This window comes from Sporosarcina sp. FSL K6-5500, assembly GCF_038005665.1.
Lineage (GTDB): Bacteria > Bacillota > Bacilli > Bacillales_A > Planococcaceae > Sporosarcina > Sporosarcina psychrophila.
The window spans coordinates 2,270,629-2,291,637 of sequence record NZ_JBBOTP010000001.1 but is presented as its reverse complement, the minus strand read 5'-3'; the positions used below and the strand labels follow the sequence as shown (position 1 = coordinate 2,291,637).

At 43.5% G+C, this 21,009-nt stretch carries 18 protein-coding genes; 2 read left to right on the top strand and 16 right to left on the bottom strand.

All coding sequences use genetic code 11. From position 1 onward, the window contains the following. Window positions 1-189: 189 nt before the first annotated feature. From cydS to MKX62_RS10775, 3 genes are read right to left on the bottom strand one after another with little or no spacing between them, the layout of a single operon-like run. Window positions 190-309: a cytochrome bd oxidase small subunit CydS gene (gene cydS / locus MKX62_RS24430; protein WP_399630682.1), complete on the bottom strand. Its 120-nt coding sequence runs from the start codon at window positions 307-309 to the stop codon at window positions 190-192. 13 nt (window positions 310-322) lie between these two features. Further along, a complete protein-coding gene (locus MKX62_RS10780) occupies window positions 323-1,348 on the bottom strand; it encodes a cytochrome d ubiquinol oxidase subunit II (protein WP_067205642.1) in 1,026 nt (341 codons plus the stop codon). Next, window positions 1,345-2,691, bottom strand: coding sequence for a cytochrome ubiquinol oxidase subunit I (locus MKX62_RS10775; RefSeq protein WP_187046609.1), 1,347 nt, complete (start codon window positions 2,689-2,691; stop codon window positions 1,345-1,347). The genes MKX62_RS10780 and MKX62_RS10775 overlap by 4 nt, the downstream gene beginning before the upstream one ends. A gap of 382 nt (window positions 2,692-3,073) precedes the next feature. Here MKX62_RS10775 and MKX62_RS10770 point away from each other — a divergent pair, with 382 nt between their 5' ends. Further along, window positions 3,074-3,502 carry an NUDIX hydrolase gene (locus tag MKX62_RS10770; protein WP_340741377.1) on the top strand — a complete coding sequence of 143 codons (429 nt, stop codon included), beginning with the start codon at window positions 3,074-3,076 and terminating at the stop codon, window positions 3,500-3,502. A gap of 558 nt (window positions 3,503-4,060) precedes the next feature. Here the strand turns inward: MKX62_RS10770 and MKX62_RS10765 are convergent. From MKX62_RS10765 to MKX62_RS10710, 12 genes are all read right to left on the bottom strand, one after another. Further along, a complete protein-coding gene (locus MKX62_RS10765) occupies window positions 4,061-4,999 on the bottom strand; it encodes a diacylglycerol kinase (protein WP_067205634.1) in 939 nt (312 codons plus the stop codon). An 81-nt stretch (window positions 5,000-5,080) separates the two neighbouring features. Beyond that, complete coding sequence (locus MKX62_RS10760) at window positions 5,081-5,650, bottom strand: thioredoxin family protein (RefSeq protein WP_338656938.1); 570 nt, start codon at window positions 5,648-5,650, stop codon at window positions 5,081-5,083. 183 nt (window positions 5,651-5,833) lie between these two features. After that, window positions 5,834-7,264, bottom strand: coding sequence for an Asp-tRNA(Asn)/Glu-tRNA(Gln) amidotransferase subunit GatB (gene gatB / locus MKX62_RS10755; RefSeq protein ID WP_187046607.1), 1,431 nt, complete (start codon window positions 7,262-7,264; stop codon window positions 5,834-5,836). Between the two features lie 2 nt (window positions 7,265-7,266). After that, a complete protein-coding gene (gatA, locus tag MKX62_RS10750; RefSeq protein ID WP_067205626.1) occupies window positions 7,267-8,730 on the bottom strand; it encodes an Asp-tRNA(Asn)/Glu-tRNA(Gln) amidotransferase subunit GatA in 1,464 nt (487 codons plus the stop codon). A gap of 25 nt (window positions 8,731-8,755) precedes the next feature. After that, window positions 8,756-9,043, bottom strand: coding sequence for an Asp-tRNA(Asn)/Glu-tRNA(Gln) amidotransferase subunit GatC (gatC, locus tag MKX62_RS10745; RefSeq protein WP_067205624.1), 288 nt, complete (start codon window positions 9,041-9,043; stop codon window positions 8,756-8,758). A gap of 73 nt (window positions 9,044-9,116) precedes the next feature. Then, window positions 9,117-10,247 carry a CamS family sex pheromone protein gene (locus MKX62_RS10740; RefSeq protein WP_335339512.1) on the bottom strand — a complete coding sequence of 377 codons (1,131 nt, stop codon included), beginning with the start codon at window positions 10,245-10,247 and terminating at the stop codon, window positions 9,117-9,119. A gap of 4 nt (window positions 10,248-10,251) precedes the next feature. Continuing rightward, on the bottom strand, window positions 10,252-12,264 hold the full coding sequence (gene ligA, locus MKX62_RS10735) for an NAD-dependent DNA ligase LigA (protein ID WP_067205618.1): 2,013 nt from the start codon (window positions 12,262-12,264) through the stop codon (window positions 10,252-10,254). A 23-nt stretch (window positions 12,265-12,287) separates the two neighbouring features. Beyond that, window positions 12,288-14,525, bottom strand: coding sequence for a DNA helicase PcrA (pcrA, locus tag MKX62_RS10730; protein WP_067205617.1), 2,238 nt, complete (start codon window positions 14,523-14,525; stop codon window positions 12,288-12,290). A gap of 52 nt (window positions 14,526-14,577) precedes the next feature. Next, window positions 14,578-15,270, bottom strand: coding sequence for a heptaprenylglyceryl phosphate synthase (locus tag MKX62_RS10725; RefSeq protein ID WP_067205615.1), 693 nt, complete (start codon window positions 15,268-15,270; stop codon window positions 14,578-14,580). Between the two features lie 107 nt (window positions 15,271-15,377). After that, window positions 15,378-15,698, bottom strand: coding sequence for a YerC/YecD family TrpR-related protein (locus MKX62_RS10720; protein WP_067205613.1), 321 nt, complete (start codon window positions 15,696-15,698; stop codon window positions 15,378-15,380). A 27-nt stretch (window positions 15,699-15,725) separates the two neighbouring features. Then, window positions 15,726-16,790, bottom strand: coding sequence for a DUF3048 domain-containing protein (locus MKX62_RS10715; RefSeq protein WP_231885759.1), 1,065 nt, complete (start codon window positions 16,788-16,790; stop codon window positions 15,726-15,728). Window positions 16,791-16,799: 9 nt separating this feature from the next. Then, window positions 16,800-18,518 (bottom strand): adenine deaminase C-terminal domain-containing protein, encoded by a 1,719-nt coding sequence (locus MKX62_RS10710; protein WP_340741376.1) that lies wholly within the window; start codon window positions 18,516-18,518, stop codon window positions 16,800-16,802. A 458-nt stretch (window positions 18,519-18,976) separates the two neighbouring features. Here MKX62_RS10710 and MKX62_RS10705 point away from each other — a divergent pair, with 458 nt between their 5' ends. Next, entirely contained in the window at window positions 18,977-19,669 is a 693-nt protein-coding gene (locus tag MKX62_RS10705; RefSeq protein WP_187046602.1) for a class I SAM-dependent methyltransferase, read from the top strand. A 72-nt stretch (window positions 19,670-19,741) separates the two neighbouring features. Here MKX62_RS10705 and purD read toward each other — a convergent pair whose 3' ends face one another. Continuing rightward, entirely contained in the window at window positions 19,742-21,001 is a 1,260-nt protein-coding gene (gene purD / locus MKX62_RS10700) for a phosphoribosylamine--glycine ligase (protein ID WP_340741375.1), read from the bottom strand. Window positions 21,002-21,009: the final 8 nt, after the last annotated feature.

Genomic DNA, 21,009 nt, shown 5'->3' with positions numbered 1-21,009 from the left:
TACCCATATAATCGGTAAACTAACCTATATGATCGGTCAGTGTACACTTAGGATCGGTTGCCTACTTTTAGGATCGGTTCGCACACGCTTACGATCGGTTGCCTTCTTATATGATCGGTTCGCACCCACATACGCCCGCCTACTGATCACCAACAAAAAACAGACGCCACAATCGACGTCTGCTCTCTTTTACTTTTCTTTTTCAATCTGCTTCTTTATGGCTCCGTCCATTGGTGCAATAACGAACGCAACGACGAGTCCCCCGATGAGGACGATGAAAGGTGCGTAAAACATTAAAAAGTGATTCATGGACCATTCCTCCTTATGCGTGGTAGTCGCCTTTTCCGCGGACGTAGTCTTTATCGAATAGGAATAGACGCATGAGCAAGTACAATGACGGAATCAGCAGCCCAAGTCCCATGATGAACACCACGATAAGCGAGATGGCCATGGCCGGGTTCGTGAAGCTGTCGTAAATCGTCAAGTACGGGTACAACAAGTATGGATAATGGGACGCACCATAGCCAAAGAAGGCGAAGGCAAACTGGCCCACTAGCAATAGGAACGCGAGACCGTAATTACGGCGCTTCCAGATTAGCCAAACCGTTCCGATGAACATGATAAACGAGATAAGGAACATCGGCCAGAAGTTTTGGATGTTAGTGTAATGTTCCGGATTGTGATTTCTTAGTTCGAATATAATGCCCCCTGCTGTGATAATTGTCGGCAATGCCCAGATGAGCGCATATTTCCGAATCATATTCGTCGCTGCAACATCACGTGCTTTATTCGCATACCAAGTCAGGAATACCGCCGATATATAAAGCGTTGCGGCGATGCTTAGCACAACGATCGACCAGGTCAACGGACTGGAGAACAGCCTCCAATAATCGAGTACGGGATTGCCGTTTACCATGTCGATAAATCCACCTTCAGAAATGGTAAGTACGATGGACAGCGATGCTGGAATAAGTATTCCGGCAAGGCCGTACATGAACGAATACCCTTTGTGTCCACGCGCCCCATATGTCTCAAATGCATAATAGGAACCACGGATGGCCAGTAGGATAATCCCAATGCTGACGGGGATTAATAACGTCGTTCCATAATAAAACGCTGTTTTCGGGAAAAACCCAATAATCCCCACAAAGAAGAACACTAAGAAAACGTTGGTCACTTCCCAAACAGGCGATAAATAGCGCTGAATAATGTTGGTCAAAATATGCTGACGGCCAGTGAGCGTGCTGTAGGCATTGAAAAAACCTGCTCCAAAATCAATGGCACCAATCAGTATATAACCGAACAGGAAAGTCCATAGAACGGATATGCCTAGTATCTCAAGTGTCATAGCACGTCGCCGCCTTTCTCCGTATCACGATCTTCAATTTCACGTTCAACTGGATTGTTGCGGAACATTTTTCTCAGTACGACTATACTACCGACTCCTAGGACAAGATAAAGCAAGCAGAACAAGATAAGCATGGAGTCAACATGTCCGCTCGTCGTAGCAGCGTCCTGCGTTCGCATAATGCCTCTTAGAATCCATGGCTGTCTACCAACTTCAGCAAGCCACCAACCGGCTTCAATCGCTACTAGCGTTAGCGGACCACCGAGTACGATAAGCCAGCGGAACCATTTCGTAGAAACCATTTTCCAACCTCGTTGAACCCCCAACCAAAATACGCCCGATAGAAGGGTCATCCAAATACCAATTGACACCATTATGTCGAATAAGTAATGGATGTAAAGTGGCGGAACTTCATCTTCAGGGAATTGATCCAGACCAGCTACCTCTTGAGTAAAACTACCGTGTGCAAGGAATGATAATGCATATGGTATTTCGATGGCATATTTAACTTCTCCATCTTTGAGAATGCCGTACATTATCAGCGGCGCATTTTCACTTGTTTCAAGATGCCATTCTGCGGCAGCCAATTTCTCAGGTTGATACTCCGCTAAATATTTCCCTGAGAAGTCACCGATAATTGCTGATGCAATTGCAAAGACAAGTCCAACTTTCATCGTTAGATAAAGTGCTTTTTTATGGTACTCATGATTCGAACCTTTTAACAGGCGGAACGCTGCAATCGCTGCAAGCACAAAAGCAGCTGTCATATAAGAAGTCGCAACAACGTGTGCCACTTTCGTCGGCATCGCTGGATTGAACATCGCAAGTAGCGGATTGACGTTAACGAATTCACCATTAACGATATCAAACCCTCTTGGTGCATTCATGAATGCGTTAACGATTGTGATGAACACCGCAGAAAAGGATGCTCCGATGGCAACCGGAATAAGTAATAGAAAATGTTTCTTTTGGTTTTCAAAACGATCCCATGTATATAAGTAAATACCGAGGAAAATTGCTTCAAAAAAGAATGCAAACGTCTCCATAAATAACGGAAGTGCAATGACGTTCCCTGCAAGTTCCATGAAATTAGGCCATAACAAGGATAATTGTAAACCGATTGCGGTTCCTGTTACGACACCAACGGCAACTGTAATGATAAAACCTCTTGCCCAACGTCGTGCAAGTAAAATATAGTGATCATCGTTTTTCTTTATGCCAACCCATTGTGCGATCATAATCATCAACGGTACTCCGACGCCAATTGTTGCATAAATAATATGGAATGATAAAGTTGTTTCGGTTAAGACCCTTGAAAAAAAGACTGCTTCTTCATTTCCCATCTGCGTATCCCCCTTTAGCTCCCGAAGATTTTACCGAAAATTGATAACAGCATAATTCCTGCAATAATAAATGCAAGCCATATAAGTCTTTTTTCATGTATTTTGTACACTTGCACCATGTCCTTTCAAATACATCATGATTCTATTGTATACCCTCTATACCACCCAGTAGTTACGTTTAAAACGATTTACATGAACTATTTGTGACTAGACATATTGAACAAGTGAATACCAATATAAAAAGTGAACGAAGGCGTTCAACAATGAATAGCTTTAATGAATTCAATGAAATTCTTTATTTCAACAAATATGTAGCAAAGTACCTGCTTGCCGGAGGACGGAATATTGTGTATATTTAATAAACTAAAGCGGGGTGAACACAGTGGAACTAAAAAGAAAAGTATTAGCTTATATTACAAAAGGTGAGGGTACCAAGCGTGAAATTCTGGTGTTCGAGCATAAAGATAATCCTAACGCCGGCTTACAGGTCCCCGGAGGAACAATTGAAGTTGACGAGCTTCTGATAGACGCATTATATCGGGAAATCGAAGAAGAAACAGGTATTAATAGAGAAGATTTAGAGTTGAAAGGGAAAGTTATTAAATCGAATTACTTCCCTGAACATAAGAATGTTATCTATGAAAGGAATATTTTTCACCTCACGTTTATCGGTAAAGAACATGATGGGTGGGAACACCGTGTATATGGAGGTGGCGAAGACGACGGTATGATATTTTGCCATCGCTGGGTACCCATCAACAAGTTGCCCGAACTAGCCGTCAATCAAGATCAGGCAATAGAATTTATTTAAGAAAAGCGAAAGGCGCCGTCCAGCCCTGACAGGTATAAGACGGTTTGTGAGGAGGCGTACTTCAGCCCCACAGCAAAACGACTTATAACCCGAGGGACTGGCGCCTGGAGTCTAGACATTGAAAAGCGAAAGGCGCCCGCAAGACGCGACAGGCATAAATCAATCTAGCGGCATGGCGCTCTTTGCCATATAGCTGGATTGTTTTCAAGGAACCTAGCCTAAGTACGCCGCGTCCTGCGGCAACGGCTACGTGACCCACATCCTGTGGGCCTCCGAGCGGCTGGAGTCTGGACATAGAAAAGCGCAAGGCGCCGTCCTGTCGCAACAAGGAGGGATGTAATTCAAATCCCTCCCCACTCATACCTGCATCCTTGCATGGCCTACTTCAAGCCCCACAGCTGTACTGTACTTTAAAGCTACCTAGCCTAGACACTGCTCCAAAGTGACATTCTTATATTTTCTTATCTTTTTTAGAAAATGAGCTGTAGGAATGCCCACTTTCGGCATCCTTACAGCTCATTTTGTCCAATCCACTAACTACCTAATCCTGACTGCAATTTACGACTCTACAGAAGAATCCGGTAGGTCTACTCGATCCTCATTCCGTAATTCACTCATAGGAACAAACATCTCAATATGCCTGTAAAGATTTTCAAACCTTGCCGGTAATACTCCACCGTATTCTCCATCCAGATTTAGGAGAACCTTTTCAGTAGATGTCACTGTAATCTTTTCTGCTTTAGTTGAAATAACAAGCGGATCATCTAGATGCTCACCTCTGAGAGCAAGCGAAACAACACGTATGAATTCAGCGATATTACACTTTTTCAGGATGAGCAAAGTGAATTTCCCGTCATTAATGCTTGAACCAGGGGCAAGTTTTTCAAAGCCGCCGACTGAATTCGTTAAGCCGACGAGAAACATCATTGCTTCATCCTCAAATACTTCACCATCGTATTCAATCTTGACGTGAGTAGAGTGGATCGACGGCAACATCTCAATACCTTTTAAATAATAAGCAAGCTGCCCAAGTACTGTCTTCAATCTGCTTGGGACATCATATGTCAATTCGGTCAATCTGCCGCCACCTGCAATGTTAATAAAGTGGCGATCGTTCATTAAACCAACATCGACAGGTATCGTTTCTCCACGAATGATAATATCTACCGCTTCGTTAATATCACGAGGAATACGTAACGCGCGCGCAAAGTCGTTCGTCGTTCCAGTAGGAATAAGTCCAACTTTGGGACGATTGTCAAATGGACTCACGCCCGCGATGACTTCGTTCAATGTGCCATCCCCACCTGAAGCAATTACAAGGTCAAAACCAGCTTCTACAGCATGTTTAGCTGCTTCTGTTGCATCTCCTTCACACGTTGTCGCATGACAAGATGTTTCATAACCGGCCTTTTCAAGCTTCTCGAGTACCTCACCCAGGTGTTTGCGGAATGCTTCGCGTCCCGACGTCGGATTATAAATAATTCTTGCTCGTTTCATCCGTAATTCCCTCTATTCGTACATATGTTTTTTAAAAGAATCAGCTAAAATGCTCGATTAATAAGACATGCCACTTGGCACTTAAGATTGTTTCTGCAATACCGGTAAGAATGTTTTACGAATGTCATCGTATACTGTCAACCACAGCTCTGGCTTGGATGTATATTCGGCAGTAATCCGCTCGATGAATGCCTGTTGTTTTTCTTTATAAACTGTTGAATCAGCTGCAGGTAAGTCTTTGCGCAATTCTAAAACATATTCTTGAATGGCAGCTGCTCGCGGTCCCCATTTCGCCTCGACTTCCCCGTCTTCATCAAGCAATAAGTATACAGGAATCGACCTACCTCCATTTGTCAGATGTTTGTCGATTAAGTCCGTATCTGCATCACGGTATGCCGTACGTACGTCAAGACCCGCGGCTTCCGCTATTCTTCGAAGAACCGGATTATTCATCATAGCGTCTCCGCACCAATCTTCCGTAATGACTAAGATATTCGGTTTCTTTGCTTTTAATAGCTCGATGAATTCATCATCTGCCGGCACTTCGAATTGTTCATAAATGCGAAAACTTTCTTCTTTATGTTTTTCCATCTTATTCATATACTGTTCGAGTGAAATGGCTTCATCAAAGTATTGTTGTTCAGTTTTCATCAATCATCCACACTCCTTTTCTTTAATTGTACGTCGTCCCTTCCCGCGAATCAAATTACGAGATTAAAAAAAGACGCTCTGTACAGGGACTTGGAAAAGTCTTATGCAGAACGTCTCAATTAAAAATAGGAAATAATAAGTTTTCGCCTAAAAATGGTGTCAAGGCGCCTTACGCTTTTCTAGTTACCTCTTCGCAATTTCCTCAAGAAGAATTTTATTAACGAGTGGCGGGTTTGCCTGCCCTTTCGTCGCTTTCATAATTTGACCAACGAGGAAGCCTACTGCGCGCTCTTTCCCGTTTTTATAGTCTTCAATCGATTGTTCATTTGCATCTAATGTTTCAGTGACGATTGTTCGAAGCGTGCCTTCATCAGAAATTTGGACAAGCCCTTTTTCTTTGACGATGTCTGCTGCATTTCCGCCGTTATCAATCAATTCCTTGAACACTTTTTTCGCGATTTTAGATGAAATTGTACCATCTGTAATCAGCTTAATCATACTTGCAAGTCCTTCAGGCGTTAATGCCGTAGCATCAAGTTCTTTTGCCTCTGCATTTAGATAAGCTGAAACTTCACCCATAAGCCAGTTAGATGCAAGCTTCGCATCCGCTCCCGCCGTAACAGTTGCTTCGAAGAAATCAGACATATCTTTTGTCAGTGTCAATACCATCGCATCGTAAGCAGGTAAGTCAAGGTCGTTGATATAACGGTCCTTACGAGCGTCCGGAAGTTCTGGAATTTCAGCACGAACACGTGCCATCCATGCCTCATCGATATGAATATCTGTCAAATCAGGTTCTGGAATAAAGCGATAATCATTCGCTGGACCTTTGACACGCATAAGAATTGTTTTACCTGTTGCTTCATCGTAACGGCGTGTTTGCTGTTCGATTTTACCACCGGATAATAAAACTTCTTCTTGACGATCCACTTCATATGCGATTCCTCTACGAACGAAGTTGAATGAGTTCAAGTTTTTCAATTCCGTTTTCGTTCCAAATTCCTCTTGTCCAAACGGACGGATAGAAATGTTGGCGTCACAACGGAGTGATCCTTCTTCCATACGGACATCGGAAACACCTGTGTATTGAATGATAGCTTTCAATTTTTCAAGGAAAGCATACGCTTCTTCAGGAGACCGTACATCAGCTTCAGTTACAATTTCAATTAATGGTACACCTTGTCTGTTTAAGTCAACAAGCGAGTGACCTTCATCGGTATGTGTTAATTTCCCTGCATCTTCTTCAAGGTGAACGCGTTCAATACGAATCTTTTTCTTTTTACCATCAACTTCGATTTCTACCCAACCGTTTGCACCAATTGGACGGTCATCTTGAGAGATTTGGTAAGCTTTCGGATTATCGGGATAGAAGTAATGCTTACGGTCGAAATTAGTAATAGGCGCAATTTCACAGTTAAGTGCCATTGCAGCTTTCATACCGAAATCAACTGCTTGTTCGTTCATCACCGGTAATACACCTGGATAAGCCAAGTCAATCACATGAATGTTCATGTTTGGTTCCGCACCAAAATGTGCATGAGCTGGGGACATGATTTTCGAATTTGTTTTAAGTTCTACGTGGACTTCAAGTCCTACTACTGTTTCAAAGTTCATTATTATTTCCCCTCCCATATGACTGGAGTTTGTGTATGGAAATCAGTCGCTTGTTCGTAAGCATGTGCAACTTTGTAGAGTGTCGCTTCATCGTAATGTTTCCCGATAATTTGAAGACCAAGTGGAAGTCCATTCGAAAATCCGCATGGAACCGAAATTGCCGGTACACCCGCAAGGTTAATCGGAACTGTTAAAATGTCGTTTGCATACAGCGTCAACGGATCTTCTAGTTTTTCACCAATTTTATAAGCCGTTGTCGCAGATGAAGGTCCGATGATTACATCGTATTTTTCGAAAAGAGTAGCAAAGTCTTGTGCAATGAGTGTACGTACTTTTTGCGATTTCACATATAAACCACCGTGTTGAGCTGCACCTAATGAATACATACCGAATAAAATACGTTTTTTCACTTCATTGCCAAAAGCTTCAGAACGTGTACGCGCGTATAATTCTTCAAGATCCTTGACGCCTTCAGCACGATAACCGTAACGAATCCCGTCAAAACGAGCAAGATTCGATGATGCTTCAGAAGATGATATGACATAGTAGACTTCAGATGCATACTTCGAATGTGGAAGTGAAACTTCTTCCCACTCGGCACCAAGTGATTCGAGTACTTTGAGCGCTTCCAATACTGCATTTTTCGCTTCTTCAGATACGCCTTCACCTAAATACTCGGCTGGAACGCCGATTTTTAAGCCTTTGATGTCGCCGGTTAGTGCAGCACGGAAATCAGGAACAGCCTGCGGAGATGTAGATGAATCTTTTGCATCTAAGCCTGCAATTGCACTTAGTAGCAATGCATTGTCTTCAACGTTGCGCGTAATCGGACCAATTTGGTCTAGTGATGATGCGAAAGCAACAAGACCTGAACGAGACACGCGACCGTATGTTGGCTTCATGCCGACAACGCCACAGAATGCAGCGGGTTGACGGACAGAGCCGCCTGTATCTGAACCAAGTGCGAATGCTACTTCGCCGGCTGCAACTGCCGCCGCCGAACCGCCTGATGAACCTCCGGGAACGTAATCAAGATTCCATGGATTATGTGTCGTTTGGAATGCAGATCTTTCTGTCGTCGATCCCATCGCAAATTCATCCATATTCAGTTTCCCGATTGTTACCATTCCTGCTTCATTGATTTTATCAACCACTGTCGCATCGTAAACTGGTACGAAGCCTTCAAGCATCTTACTAGCAGCAGTTGTAACAATGCCTTTTGTAACGATATTATCTTTCAGACCGATCGGTAACCCGAATAGAGGTCCCCGTCCTTCTAATGGCTGGTTGTCCAATTCTTCCGCTTTAGCGAGTGCCTGTTCGCCATTTGTTGAGAGGAAAGCTTGTACTTTTCCATCCATCTTTTCAATACGGGCTAGTGACTCCTCCGTCAGTTCTTTGACAGATACTTCCCGATTATGTAATAGCGACTGAAGTTCTGTTGCCGTCTTTTCAAATAACGTCATTTTTCTTCCTCCTTAAATCCATTCATCAAATGATAGTCGGCACTTTGATTTGTCCGTCTTCATGCTCTTTCACGCTCTTCAGCATCTCTTCCCTGTCAAGTGCGTCTGTCGGAATATCCTTACGTAATACATTGAAAAGCGGTAGTGGATGTGTCATTGGAGCAATCTGCTCAGTGTCCACTTCTTCTAGTTTAATGGAAAATCCAATCATATCTTCGAGTTGCTCAGCAAACATTTCTGCCTCAGCGTCTGTCATAGCAATCCTTGCAAGACCTGCGTGACGTTTCACTTCATCTATCGTCAATTGTGTCATTGTTTCTCCTCCTCCTCTTTGAATTGTACGGTTAATCATATCATCTTCCTATTATGATGAAAAGTTATGTTGATCAATAGCCGTAAATATGAACGAATGGCTTATCATTATCTGCCTCTTTCACGATTAATGCTTCCGGTCCATTGACGGACGTTATACTTACTTCTGTATGCACATTCGGGAAATGTTGATTAACGAGTGACGTCATATATTGCGTGAAACCGATCGTTTCACTTGTACCAAAGAATTGGATTGGTACTTTTATTTCAAGCGACTTTAAGTTGTTGTCTTTATAAAATCCGGTGCCTATGACGTTGACGAAACTCGGGAAATACGCATCGATATCCTGTTTAAAGCTATCAAATGTAGTATTCATTTCCCTATATTCGCCATTCGCAGAAGACGCTGGGAAAACAACATACTTCTCGTTAACTACTTTCCAACCTGTCGGTGCCGATTGCCCTTTTCCAGCGATGGCTGTTGCAAAATAAGTGCCCGGGACAATGGAGTTGCGGCTCTCTTGCTTAAACAGTCCGACAACAATCGGGATATCTGATAGCCCTTCCTGTGTACGCAGCCGCTTTACAACTTCTTCAGCCATTTTCATACCTTGCTTCTCAAGTACCTTATCCGTTATTTTGGTCTCTTTTCCACTTCTCGAATAGCTGGTTGAATTAAGTGCTAGACCGACGGAAATCCCGGCAAGATGGAGTTTCTTGTCATCCGTCATTACGAGGTAGTTCTGTTCGACGATATGGGCCAGATAATTCGGCGCCACTTCCGAGGCTGTCTCTTCGCTCATGCCTTCCTCGATGGGTGGATTCAAACCAGCTTTATTCGCTGAACTTCTTGACAGCCAGGCCTGGGCAGTCTCCTTGTCGATATGTTGCCCTTCCTGAAAGTAATGGTTTTTCGGATTAAAATGCTGATTGGAAAGACGTAAGAGCCCTTCCTCTGCTTCCTGCATATCGTATTTTGTATAGATATTGTTTACGATTAGACCACGACTCGCACTTTTCTTGAAAGAGATAGGTGTCTTGTAAAACTCTTCTTTTAATTGGACATCCGGTATCATGACAGTCTCTTCAATGCTTTCGTCGTTCTCCTGGACGGCTTCCTCTTTCTCCGTTCCGAATGAAGGAAGACACCCTCCAAGTAGAAGAATGGCTGCAAGTCCAGGTAGTATACCTATTTTTCTCATCATATAATTACTCCTTTTCGCCAAGTGCTTCAATCAACTCAGCTTCATTCCACACAGTAATTTCAAGCTCCTCGGCTTTTGCCAATTTCGAGCCGGCGTCTTCCCCTGCAATCACAAGATCTGTCTTTTTACTCACGCTACCACTCACTTTTCCGCCGAATGCTTCGATTTTCTCTTTCGCTTCGCCACGGGTCAAAATGGATAGTTTCCCTGTTAGGACAACAGTCTTGCCAGAAAATAGGCCGTCTGTCGGTACATCTTGCCGCCTGCGTCCTTTATAGGCTGTATTCAATCCGTAAGCCTCCAGCTTTCGAAGCACTTCAAGAACTTTTTCATTGCTAAAATAGGTCGTAATTGAATCGGCTACCTTGTCCCCGATTTCGTGGATGGTTACAAGCCGCTCTGCATCGGCTACCATTAGATCAGCAAGTGTTCCGAACTCCTCCGCAAGTATTGCTGCCGCTTTTTCACCTACATGGCGGATACCTAGTCCAAAGAGCATTTTTTCAAGTGAATTTTCTTTTGATGCTTCAATTGCAGTTAGTAGATTCGAGACGGATTTTTCACCCATCCGTTCGAGTTCAATTAATTGCTCTCTTGTCAGCGTATATAGATCCGAGACGTCGTGGACAAGATCTGCCTTGTACAAAAGGTCAACTACCCGTTCACCAATTCCTTCGATATTCATTGCATTGCGGGACACGAAGTGAATAATGGCTTCTTTCATCTGTGCTGGACATTGTGGATTAACACAACGTATCGCAACTTCTTCCTCGATTCGAACGAGTTCTGAATCACAGACAGGACAGTTCGTTGGCATTTCAAAAGGTACTTCATCGCCAGTGCGTTTTTCCACAATTGCAGCGACTACCTCCGGAATAATATCTCCTGCTTTTCGGATAATAACTGTGTCGCCGATTCGAACGTCTTTTTCTTTAATGAGATCCTCATTATGCAACGATGCGCGTCCTACAGTCGATCCCGCGACAAGAACTGGTTGAAGTATAGCTGTTGGAGTCACTACACCTGTTCTGCCAACACTAAGCTCTATATCTAGCAACGTTGTGACGACTTCCTCAGCGGGAAACTTGTAAGCAGTCGCCCATTTCGGACTTTTCGCCGTAAATCCAAGCTGTTCCTGATCCTCAAAGTTATCGACTTTTACAACAATCCCGTCGATTTCATAGTCAAGAGCGGAACGGCTTTCCCCCCACTCCCCAACATAGTCAATCACTTCTTCAATTGTGGCGCATCGCTTGCGTTCTTTGTTCGTTTCAAAGCCAAGCGCAGCAAGGTAATCTAGTGAGTCTGAATGACTATCTTGTCCGAATAAACTTCCATCGCCACCGATTCCATAAACGAATATTGCCAAGTTTCGGCTCGCCGCTATTTTTGGATCGAGTTGGCGAAGTGAGCCTGCCGCCGCGTTACGTGGATTGGCGAACGGCTCATCGCCGGCTTCGTCGCGCATTGCATTCAATTTCACGAACGATTGCTTCGGCATATAAGCCTCGCCGCGAACTTCAATCGCAACAGATTCTTTCAGTCGAAGTGGGATTGTCCGGATTGTTTTTAAACTTGCCGTTATATCTTCCCCGACCGTACCATCTCCACGAGTTGAGCCCTGTACAAACTTTCCGTCGACATATCTGAGCGAAATAGCAAGCCCATCTATTTTTAGTTCACAAATATACGAAACATCGTGTCCTGCTGCCGCCTTAACACGCCTGTCAAATTCTCTCAAATCTTCTTCATTGAATGCATTCGATAGACTAAGCATCGGAAACTCGTGAACGACTTTTCCAAATCCCTTCAGTATCTCTCCACCTACACGCTGTGAGGGGGAGTCCGGATAAATGAGGTCAGGATTTTCCGCTTCAATCGACAACAGTTCCTGCATATATTGGTCATAGATTGCGTCGGAAGTAAGCGGTTTATCAAGCGAATAATAAGCATGACCATACTGATGAAGCAGGTTATTCAATTCTTCCACCCGTTTTTCGAGTTCAAGTCGATCCATCGATTTTTTCTCTCCTTCAGCCATCATGCTTTTTCAATTGGTGCAAATTTTGCTAAGAGACGTTTGACTCCGACTGGATTTGGAAATGCGATGTCCAGTTCTACTTCTTCGCCTGTCCCTTTTACGCTGACAATCATGCCGGTTCCCCACTTTTTGTGAACCGCTTTGTCGCCAGGGCTCCATCCCATTTTGTCTCCACCACTGGTATTATATACAGGCTTTTTAACAGCAGATCGCACAGGTGCTTCATTACGTGCTTTGGATCCGCCTCCAATGGAGAATCCGGAATCTCTTGAAACAATTTCCGTAATGTCATCCGAAATTTCTGCAATGAAACGTGAAGGGCTATTATAGCTCGCACGTCCATAAAGCGTGCGGTACGATGCGGAAGTTAGATAGAGTTTTTGCTCTGCACGCGTGATTCCCACATACGCCAGACGCCTTTCTTCTTCCATCTCCTCGTCATCTCCCATTGAACGGGAGTGCGGAAAGACGTTTTCTTCCATTCCGATGATGAAGACAACAGGAAATTCAAGACCTTTGGCGGCGTGCATCGTCATAAGGACAATTTTCTCTGTAGATTTGTTCTCTTCTTTATCAAGTGAATCAATATCTGCGATGAGCGCAAGATCTGTCAGGAAGGCGACTAATGATTTGTCACCTGTATCTTCTTCTGCACGTTTTTCAAAAGCTTCCGTTACAGATAAAAACTCTTCGATATTTTCCAGACGACTTTCTGACTCAATTGTTTTTTCACGATGAAGCATTTCGCGGTAACCCGATTTATCAAGTATTTGCTCAACAAGTTCAGTCACCGATAAGTATTCCTGCATTCGAGTAAATCCTGCGATCAGCTCACGGAACTTGGCAACTTCATTTGCAGCTCTTGACGTAATGCCCATAAAGTCAACTTCTTGTAATGCGTCAAAAATGGAGCGGTCATGTTCAATTGCAAAGCGCGCCATTTTATCGAATGAAGTAGCACCAATACTGCGCTTTGGTTCATTAATAATCCGGGCCAGTGCAAGATCATCGTCATTGTTGGATACGAGTTTTAAATATGCAAGCAAGTCTTTAATCTCTTTCCGTTCATAAAACTTCGTGCCACCAACAATTGTGTAATCGAGATTGGATTTCACAAGATATTCCTCGATAACGCGCGACTGAGCATTTGTACGATACAAAACTGCAAATTGGTCGAGTTTTAGTTTCTCCTGCTCTTGCAATTCAATAACTTTACCTACGACAAACTGCGATTCATCTTTTTCATCGCTTGCTTTGTAGACATAAATTGAATCGCCTTCTTCATTATCTGTGCGTAGCTTTTTATCATAGCGGCTCTTGTTATTTGTTATGACGTCGTTCGCTGCCTGTAAGATGCGTTGTGTCGAACGATAGTTTTGTTCAAGCATAATCATTTCGGCATTTTTATAGTCTTTTTCAAAGGACAGAATATTGCCGATGTCCGCACCGCGCCATCTATAGATAGATTGGTCAGAGTCTCCAACAACACATAAGTTTTTAAATTTAGCCGCCAGCATATTAACAAGCCTATACTGTGCGTTATTTGTATCCTGGTATTCATCCACATGAATGTATTGGAATTTGTTTTGATAAAATTCAAGGACATCTGGTACACGTTCGAATAAGACCAACGTCATCATGATTAAATCGTCAAAATCAAATGATTGGTTTTTACGCAACCGCTTTGCATAGCCATCATAGACGTCTGCAATCGTTTTTTCATAGGGGTTATGAGGGTTGATTTGTGCGCGGTACATTTCTGCATCAATACACTCGTTTTTCGCTGAGCTAATAGCATTCAGCATTGAACGTGGTTCGTATTGTTTCGCATCAAGGTTCAACGTTTTCAAAACGCTTTTAATGACCGACAATTGATCGGCTGAATCGAGAATCGAAAATGATGTTGAAATACCGATTCGATCAACGTTACGTCGCAGTATTCGGACACACATTGAGTGGAATGTCGAAACCCACATCCGCTCGCCTGTGCCAGCACCAAGCAGTCCATCGATACGGTCACGCATTTCACGTGCCGCTTTGTTAGTGAATGTAATCGCGAGAATATTGGAAGGATAAATGTTTTTCTCAACGACGAGATAGGCAATCCGATGTGTTAGGACACGTGTTTTACCAGAGCCAGCACCCGCCATAATAAGCAGTGCACCTTCTGTTTTCTTCACTGCGCGAGCTTGTTCTGGGTTCATACCTATAAGTAAGTCTTCTGCTATTTTATTCATCTATTATCGCCCTCTCGGAACATTTGTTCTTTTATTATACACTGATTTGGCCTTAACGGGAAACCGATTTCACCGCGTCTACTGTTCCCAATGCCGCCTTGAAATCTTCATAGATGACGTTACCAACGATAATTGTATCCGCAATTTCAGCCATCTTTTTAGCATCTTCACCATTCCTAATGCCGCCTCCATAAAATAGGCGAGTTTTTTCGAGCACGCGTGATGCTGCTTCTACTATTTTAGGATCACCATACATACCGCTGTACTCCAGATAAAAAATGGGTAATTTGAAAAGATGTTCTGCCATGCGAGCATAAGCGACGACATCCTCTTCGTTCGGAACTTCTGTCACTCCAGTCAATTTCGCCGCTTTACAATCGGGGTTCATAATGCAATACCCTTCCGGTTGAATTTCATCCCAGTCCATCATATGCCCATATTCACGAAGCGCGGAATGATGAAGTCCATTAATCCATTCGACTTTCGTTGAGTTAAGCACCGTTGGGATGAAATAATAATCAAAACCCGGTGTCACTGAGTCAACTGTCGATATCTCAAGTGCAACTGAAACGGAATACCTTCTAATTCGGACGAGCAAATCGAGTACGTTATCGAGCGTCACTCCATCTGTTCCACCAACAATAATTCCATCTGTTCCTGACTCTGCAAGCAGTTCCAATTGTTCGTCTGTCACTGTTTTTTCAGGATCTAATTTAAAGGCATGACGCCATGTAGTGAAATCCATGTTTGACCACCCAATCTTATAATGTACGTTTCTCTAGTATACCAAAAAAACCGGACAGATTCTTTCCCTGTCCGGTTCTAACTAAAAGCGTAAGGCACCTGAAGTGCTTATTTAGTCTCCGCTTCCTCTTCATTCACTTGCGGATAGAGGCGTCCAAGTACTTTTCCATACCCGCCAGAGCCGTAATCCACACAGCGTCGTACTCTTGAGATAGTTGCAGTACTGGCACCTGTCTCACCTTGTATCTTATCGTACGTCTTCTTCATCATAAGCATTTGCGCCACTTCCAAGCGTTGGGCGAGTGACTGCAATTCACTTATCGTGACGAGATCATCAAAGAATTCATAACATTCATCGAGGTCTTTTAATTCGAGCATTGCTTTAAATAGTTGGTCCGTCTGATGACCACGGATTTTGTCGATTTGCATATGTCTCCCTCTCTCTGAATGAATTTCTTAAGGGGTATATGTGACAGACGTTTCCATTCCAGGTTGAGTCGAAACGATGTGAATCCACGTTTTACCCGGAACAAGTTTCGCAGGAACACCATTTTCCATCGGTGTTAGGATTCCGTCAATATTTTCCCATTCGATTTCCTTTTCAATACCTGCATGGAACATCATACCTCTACCGCCCGATTCAATATCGACTGACTGTCTGCCGACGTTATCGATTGTACGATGGGCTGTTTCGAATATAAGTATATTAGACAGTTCCACTGGCTTTTCGTTGGATTTATCGACTGTTAGGATCCCTTTTACCATTCTATTGTACGTTCCTTTTTCGGCATCGTAGGAATACGTGCTTGTAAAGTCCGGGTCTGTGCCATAACGAACAACAAGCATCGATGCGATATCCCCTATTTTAGCACCTTCTATCGAATCTAGGAAAGAAAATGCCGGTATTACGGACAATTCTATCGACGAATTGGTTTTCTCCATACCTGCTAGCACATTATCTTTCGTTATATACGAATTATGCGGAGCTCTTCGTTCTTTGGAGCGATTGAAAAGCGTTCCATCATATTGCATACCGTTTATATTATCCACGAAACGATTTTGCAGCATTTGTTTGGCATCTGGGCTATATCCGTGCGCCACGTAAAATGCGTCAAGTCCTTTTGAGATTTGGACAAAGTAATCCCTCGCACTGCGGATAGGACCGATTTCTTCAGGTAGCTCACTTTGAAATAATGCCAAAAGCCTTGTAATGTTGCCTTCTGCTGCAAGTTCATAGACAATATCTGCATCACTAATGCCTGATTGTGGTCTTGCAAGCGGATGATTGTTAATCGTCATCAGAACTGCGCGACGGGTACTTTCCTCTTCTGATAGAACACCAGTGAACGGTTCTTTATACAAGGTTGGCCCCTGTACAGGTTCTTCTTCAACGATTACTTCTTCCTCTTCCTCTATCGGCTCGGGTACAACGTCCTCCGCCTTCTCTTCTTTTGAACACGCCGCTAACAGCAACATTAAGATAGCTATGTACAATAGCCACCCTCTCATTTTCTTCTCCATTTACGCCTCCTATCTTCCGGTTACCGGAACAATCATTTCTTTTTTCATAACATCGTACAGCCCCATCTGTGTGATGCGTATGTACGGTAAATGTGTTGATTGCAAGAAAAGCAACGTATAGACTGCATCGCCTTTCGTGTAACCACGATCTGCCAGTGCCTGTTTCAATTCTATCTCCTGCTCAATCAATTTTTGAACCGGTTCTGCCGATAAACCGCCACCGATTGCCAGTGGAAGAGTCGCGACGATACCACCGTTTTCCGAGAGCACCATACCGCCACCGATTCGTTTAATTTCCTTGAAGGCATTGTGCATTTCTTTTTTATCTTTGCCGATTAAGATAATATCCCCTGTATTCGAATACGAAGACGCAAAGCCTTGAATTCCTGTTGCGAACCCTTTAATAATTGTATTGACATGCCATTTTCCATTTCTATCGAGAAGCATAAGGAAACTTTCATCGTGATCATCCGCAAGTTTATCGACCTTTGTGTCAATCGTCACATTATACGGTTTTGTAATGACATCGTTAAGCATTTCGATACCAACCGGATTGTCAAATATGAAATCCGATTCATCAAGTTCGAAATTCGGTGCGAACGCTTCAACAAACGACCAATCAATGGTTGGGAAAGGTTCCGTCGATTCATTTTCACGTTTCAACCATTTTCCTTTGGATAAAACATCCGTCGGCACTGGATTGTACTCATCGTCCAGAATATTTAGCGTTGCAAAACGACCTGTCGCAATGAATCCATGTAAATCGGTCATATCATAATAGCGCGCAACGTTATAAGATGCCATCTGGTATGCATCAATTGGCGGAACCCCCGCTTCAAGCGCAGCACGGATACATTTATCCATTACGCCATCGAGGTGAAATGAAGGCGTCGATCCGTCCGTCGTCATCATCAAGTGATCAAACACATTTAATTCTTTGGCAACAATGTCTTTTAATAAATGTGGAAGATCCGGACGAATGGATGAATAGCGTAGGGTCACTCCATACCCGTGCAGTAGCCGTGCCTCTACCTCTTCTATCGTCATCGCTTCATGATCACCGTCTGTTCCAAGAAGACGCATCCGTGCCAACGTCCGCTCAGAGGCACCAGGGAAATGCCCTTCTATTTTCTTGCCCCCTATTTTTGCAGCATTTACAGAGGCGACCATATTGGGTTCCCCTGTCATGAGTCGTGGCCAACCTGTCAACTCCCCGCCTACCAATACTTCTGGACGTTCAATCCACTCCTTAATAGAAGCTAGATTAAACAATTCAGCCTCATTCTGTAGAATCGTCTGTGAATCAAACCGTGCCCACCAGTAAAATGAAAACGGTAATTTATTTAACTCATCAAGCAGCCCAAACGATGTTTCGTTATCAAGAGACATGAATAATATAAGATTATCCGAAATGAATGTCGTTGTCCCAAGCCGCGATGCATAATCTGCAAACGTCCGCGGGTTGTACAATTGAAACGGATGAACATGCGGTTCAATATAACCAGGAACAATTTTCTTCCCTGTAGCATCGAAGATTTCGGCGCCTTCTGTCATTACCGGCATTTCCTTCCCGGCGTACACAATCCGATCGCCAGCAATCCAAATGTTGCCTGTCACCCATTTTTTATAGATTGAATGTAAATATTCTGCATTAGTAATAATGAGGTCCGGCGCCTTCTTGCCGTCGATCATATGTAGTTGGTCTTTTATTTCTTTAGGCTCCCACATGATACACTCTCCCTTTAACTGAACTATTCATACTATTTATCGTAGCATAGCATTGAGGAAATAAATAGGGAGTTCGGTAGACATTTTTTGTTATTTCGGACAAACGAGGAGTTCATATTGAGGCGGGCGTTGTGAAGTTTACACTGAACGTTGTTAACTTTTGATATTCTGTTGTCTACTTTTGAGGTAACGTTGCGAACTTCTTGATACGTTGCATGCTTTCTCAACTTTGTTGTTTAGTTTACGCGGTGTGTTGTTTATTTTACGATTAGTGTTGTTTACTTCCCGAGATACGTTGCATAATTCTTGATACGTTGCATACTTTCTCAACTTTGTTGTTTAGTTTACGTAGCGCGTTGTTTACTTTCAGAGATACGTTGCGAACCTTTCCTCAGTAAAAGGGTTCCGACACCTTTTGACGAAATAGTATAGTATTACAATCGATTGGATTTGATAAAATGACCGACAAGATGCAGTTTGATAAAGAGATGGCCGCAGAATATGACAGAGGAGTGCGCCGAACGTTGCCTACCTACGATTCGATGTTCAAACTTGTACAGGCTTATCTTCGAGCAAACATAACACAACAAGAAAGTGTATTGATAATTGGAGCGGGTGGCGGCAATGAACTTGCTACGTTAGGACCAACTAATCCCGCGTGGACATTTACAGCAGTAGATCCCGCACCACCAATGCTTGATTTCGCGCGAATGAAAGCAATTGACTTGAAGATAGATGACCGTGTGGAATTCATCGAAGGAACTGTCGATGATGTAACAGAAGAGAAACTGTTCGGGGCTGCAACCTGTATGCTCGTCCTCCATTTCATTGAAGATATCGATGAAAAAAGGATCCTACTGAAAAAGATCCGACATCATCTATCACCTGGTGCTCCATTCGTTATGGCGTCCATGTACGGGAACCCGAGCGACCCCTCATTTAATGAGCTATTCGCTTTATGGAAAGCGTACTGGTTGGATTCAACAAATTTAACTGAAACAGAGGTAAATGAAATGGAGAAAACAGTAAGGAAGCTTTCCTTTATTCCTGAAGAGGAGATTGTCCGTTTGCTAAGGGAAGCTGGATTTGGGAACATTGCTAAGTTCTTCACGACGAATATGTTTGGTGGGTGGATTTGTAAGGCCGAATAATAAGAAAAACAAGTAAATCTCCTCAAATAAAAAAATCCCCAAATCCATCACCTAGATAGATTTGGGGATTTTTTATTCAAACGTACGCCAGCCAATGTCCTGCCTGTAGAAGAATCCGTTCCATTCTAATTGAGACAAGCCTTTATAAACCTCAACCTGCGCTTCTTTCAATGAATCTGCTTTCGCTGTAATGAGGAGTACACGTCCCCCATTACCAACAAACCCTTCGCCATTTGATTTTGTGCCTGCATGGAAGACTTCTAAGTCACGTGCTGACAAAACGTCAAGATCAGGTAATGCCGCCCCTTTTACTACATCTCCTGGATATCTATCTGCCGCAATGACAACGCCTAACATCGCTTTGTCATCCCACTTCAAGTCATACGGTTTACCAGCCATAAGTGCAGCCATGAATTCACCAAAGTCAGACGCCATTCGTGGAAGGACGACCTGCGTTTCAGGATCGCCGAAACGAGCGTTGAACTCAATCACTTTCGGGCCCTTGTCAGTCAAAATCAGACCGGCATATAAAATACCAGTAAACGGAGTCCCTTCTGCAGCCATTGCTTCAACAGTCGGAACGACGACTTTATCGTATGCTTCTTTCACAACTGCGTCCGAAATTTGCGGAACGGGTGAATAAGCGCCCATACCACCCGTATTCGGTCCTCTATCACCGTCATAAGCACGCTTATGATCCTGCGCGACAACCATCGGGTAAATTTGACCGTCATGGACAAACGACATGTAAGAGAACTCTTCGCCGTCCAAAAACTCTTCGATAACAACACGTGATGAAGATTCGCCGAATTTCTGGTTGCCAATCATATCGTCGACTGCTTCAAGCGCATCCTCCAGCGTCATCGCAACGATAACACCTTTCCCAGCTGCAAGTCCATCTGCTTTAACGACAATTGGGGCACCATTTTCTCGGATAAACGCTTTTGCTTCTTCTGCATCGGTAAATGTTCCGTAGGCAGCTGTCGGAATAGCATACTTTGTCATCAGCTCTTTAGCGAATGACTTACTTCCTTCGATCAACGCCGCCGCTTTCGTTGGTCCGAACGCTGTTAATCCACGTTCAGTAAAGTAATCAACAATTCCTTCTCCAAGCGGTTGTTCAGGGCCGACAAATGTCAGGTCCACATGGTTCTCTTGTGCAAATGAAGCAAGTGCCTCAAAATCCAACGCATCGATTTGCACACATTCAGCATCATTTTTCATGCCATCATTGCCGGGTGCGACAAAAACTTTATTTACTGAAGGGGAGACATTGAACTGTCTGGCAATCGCATGCTCGCGGCCACCGCTCCCGATAACGAGTATATTCAATGCAATCT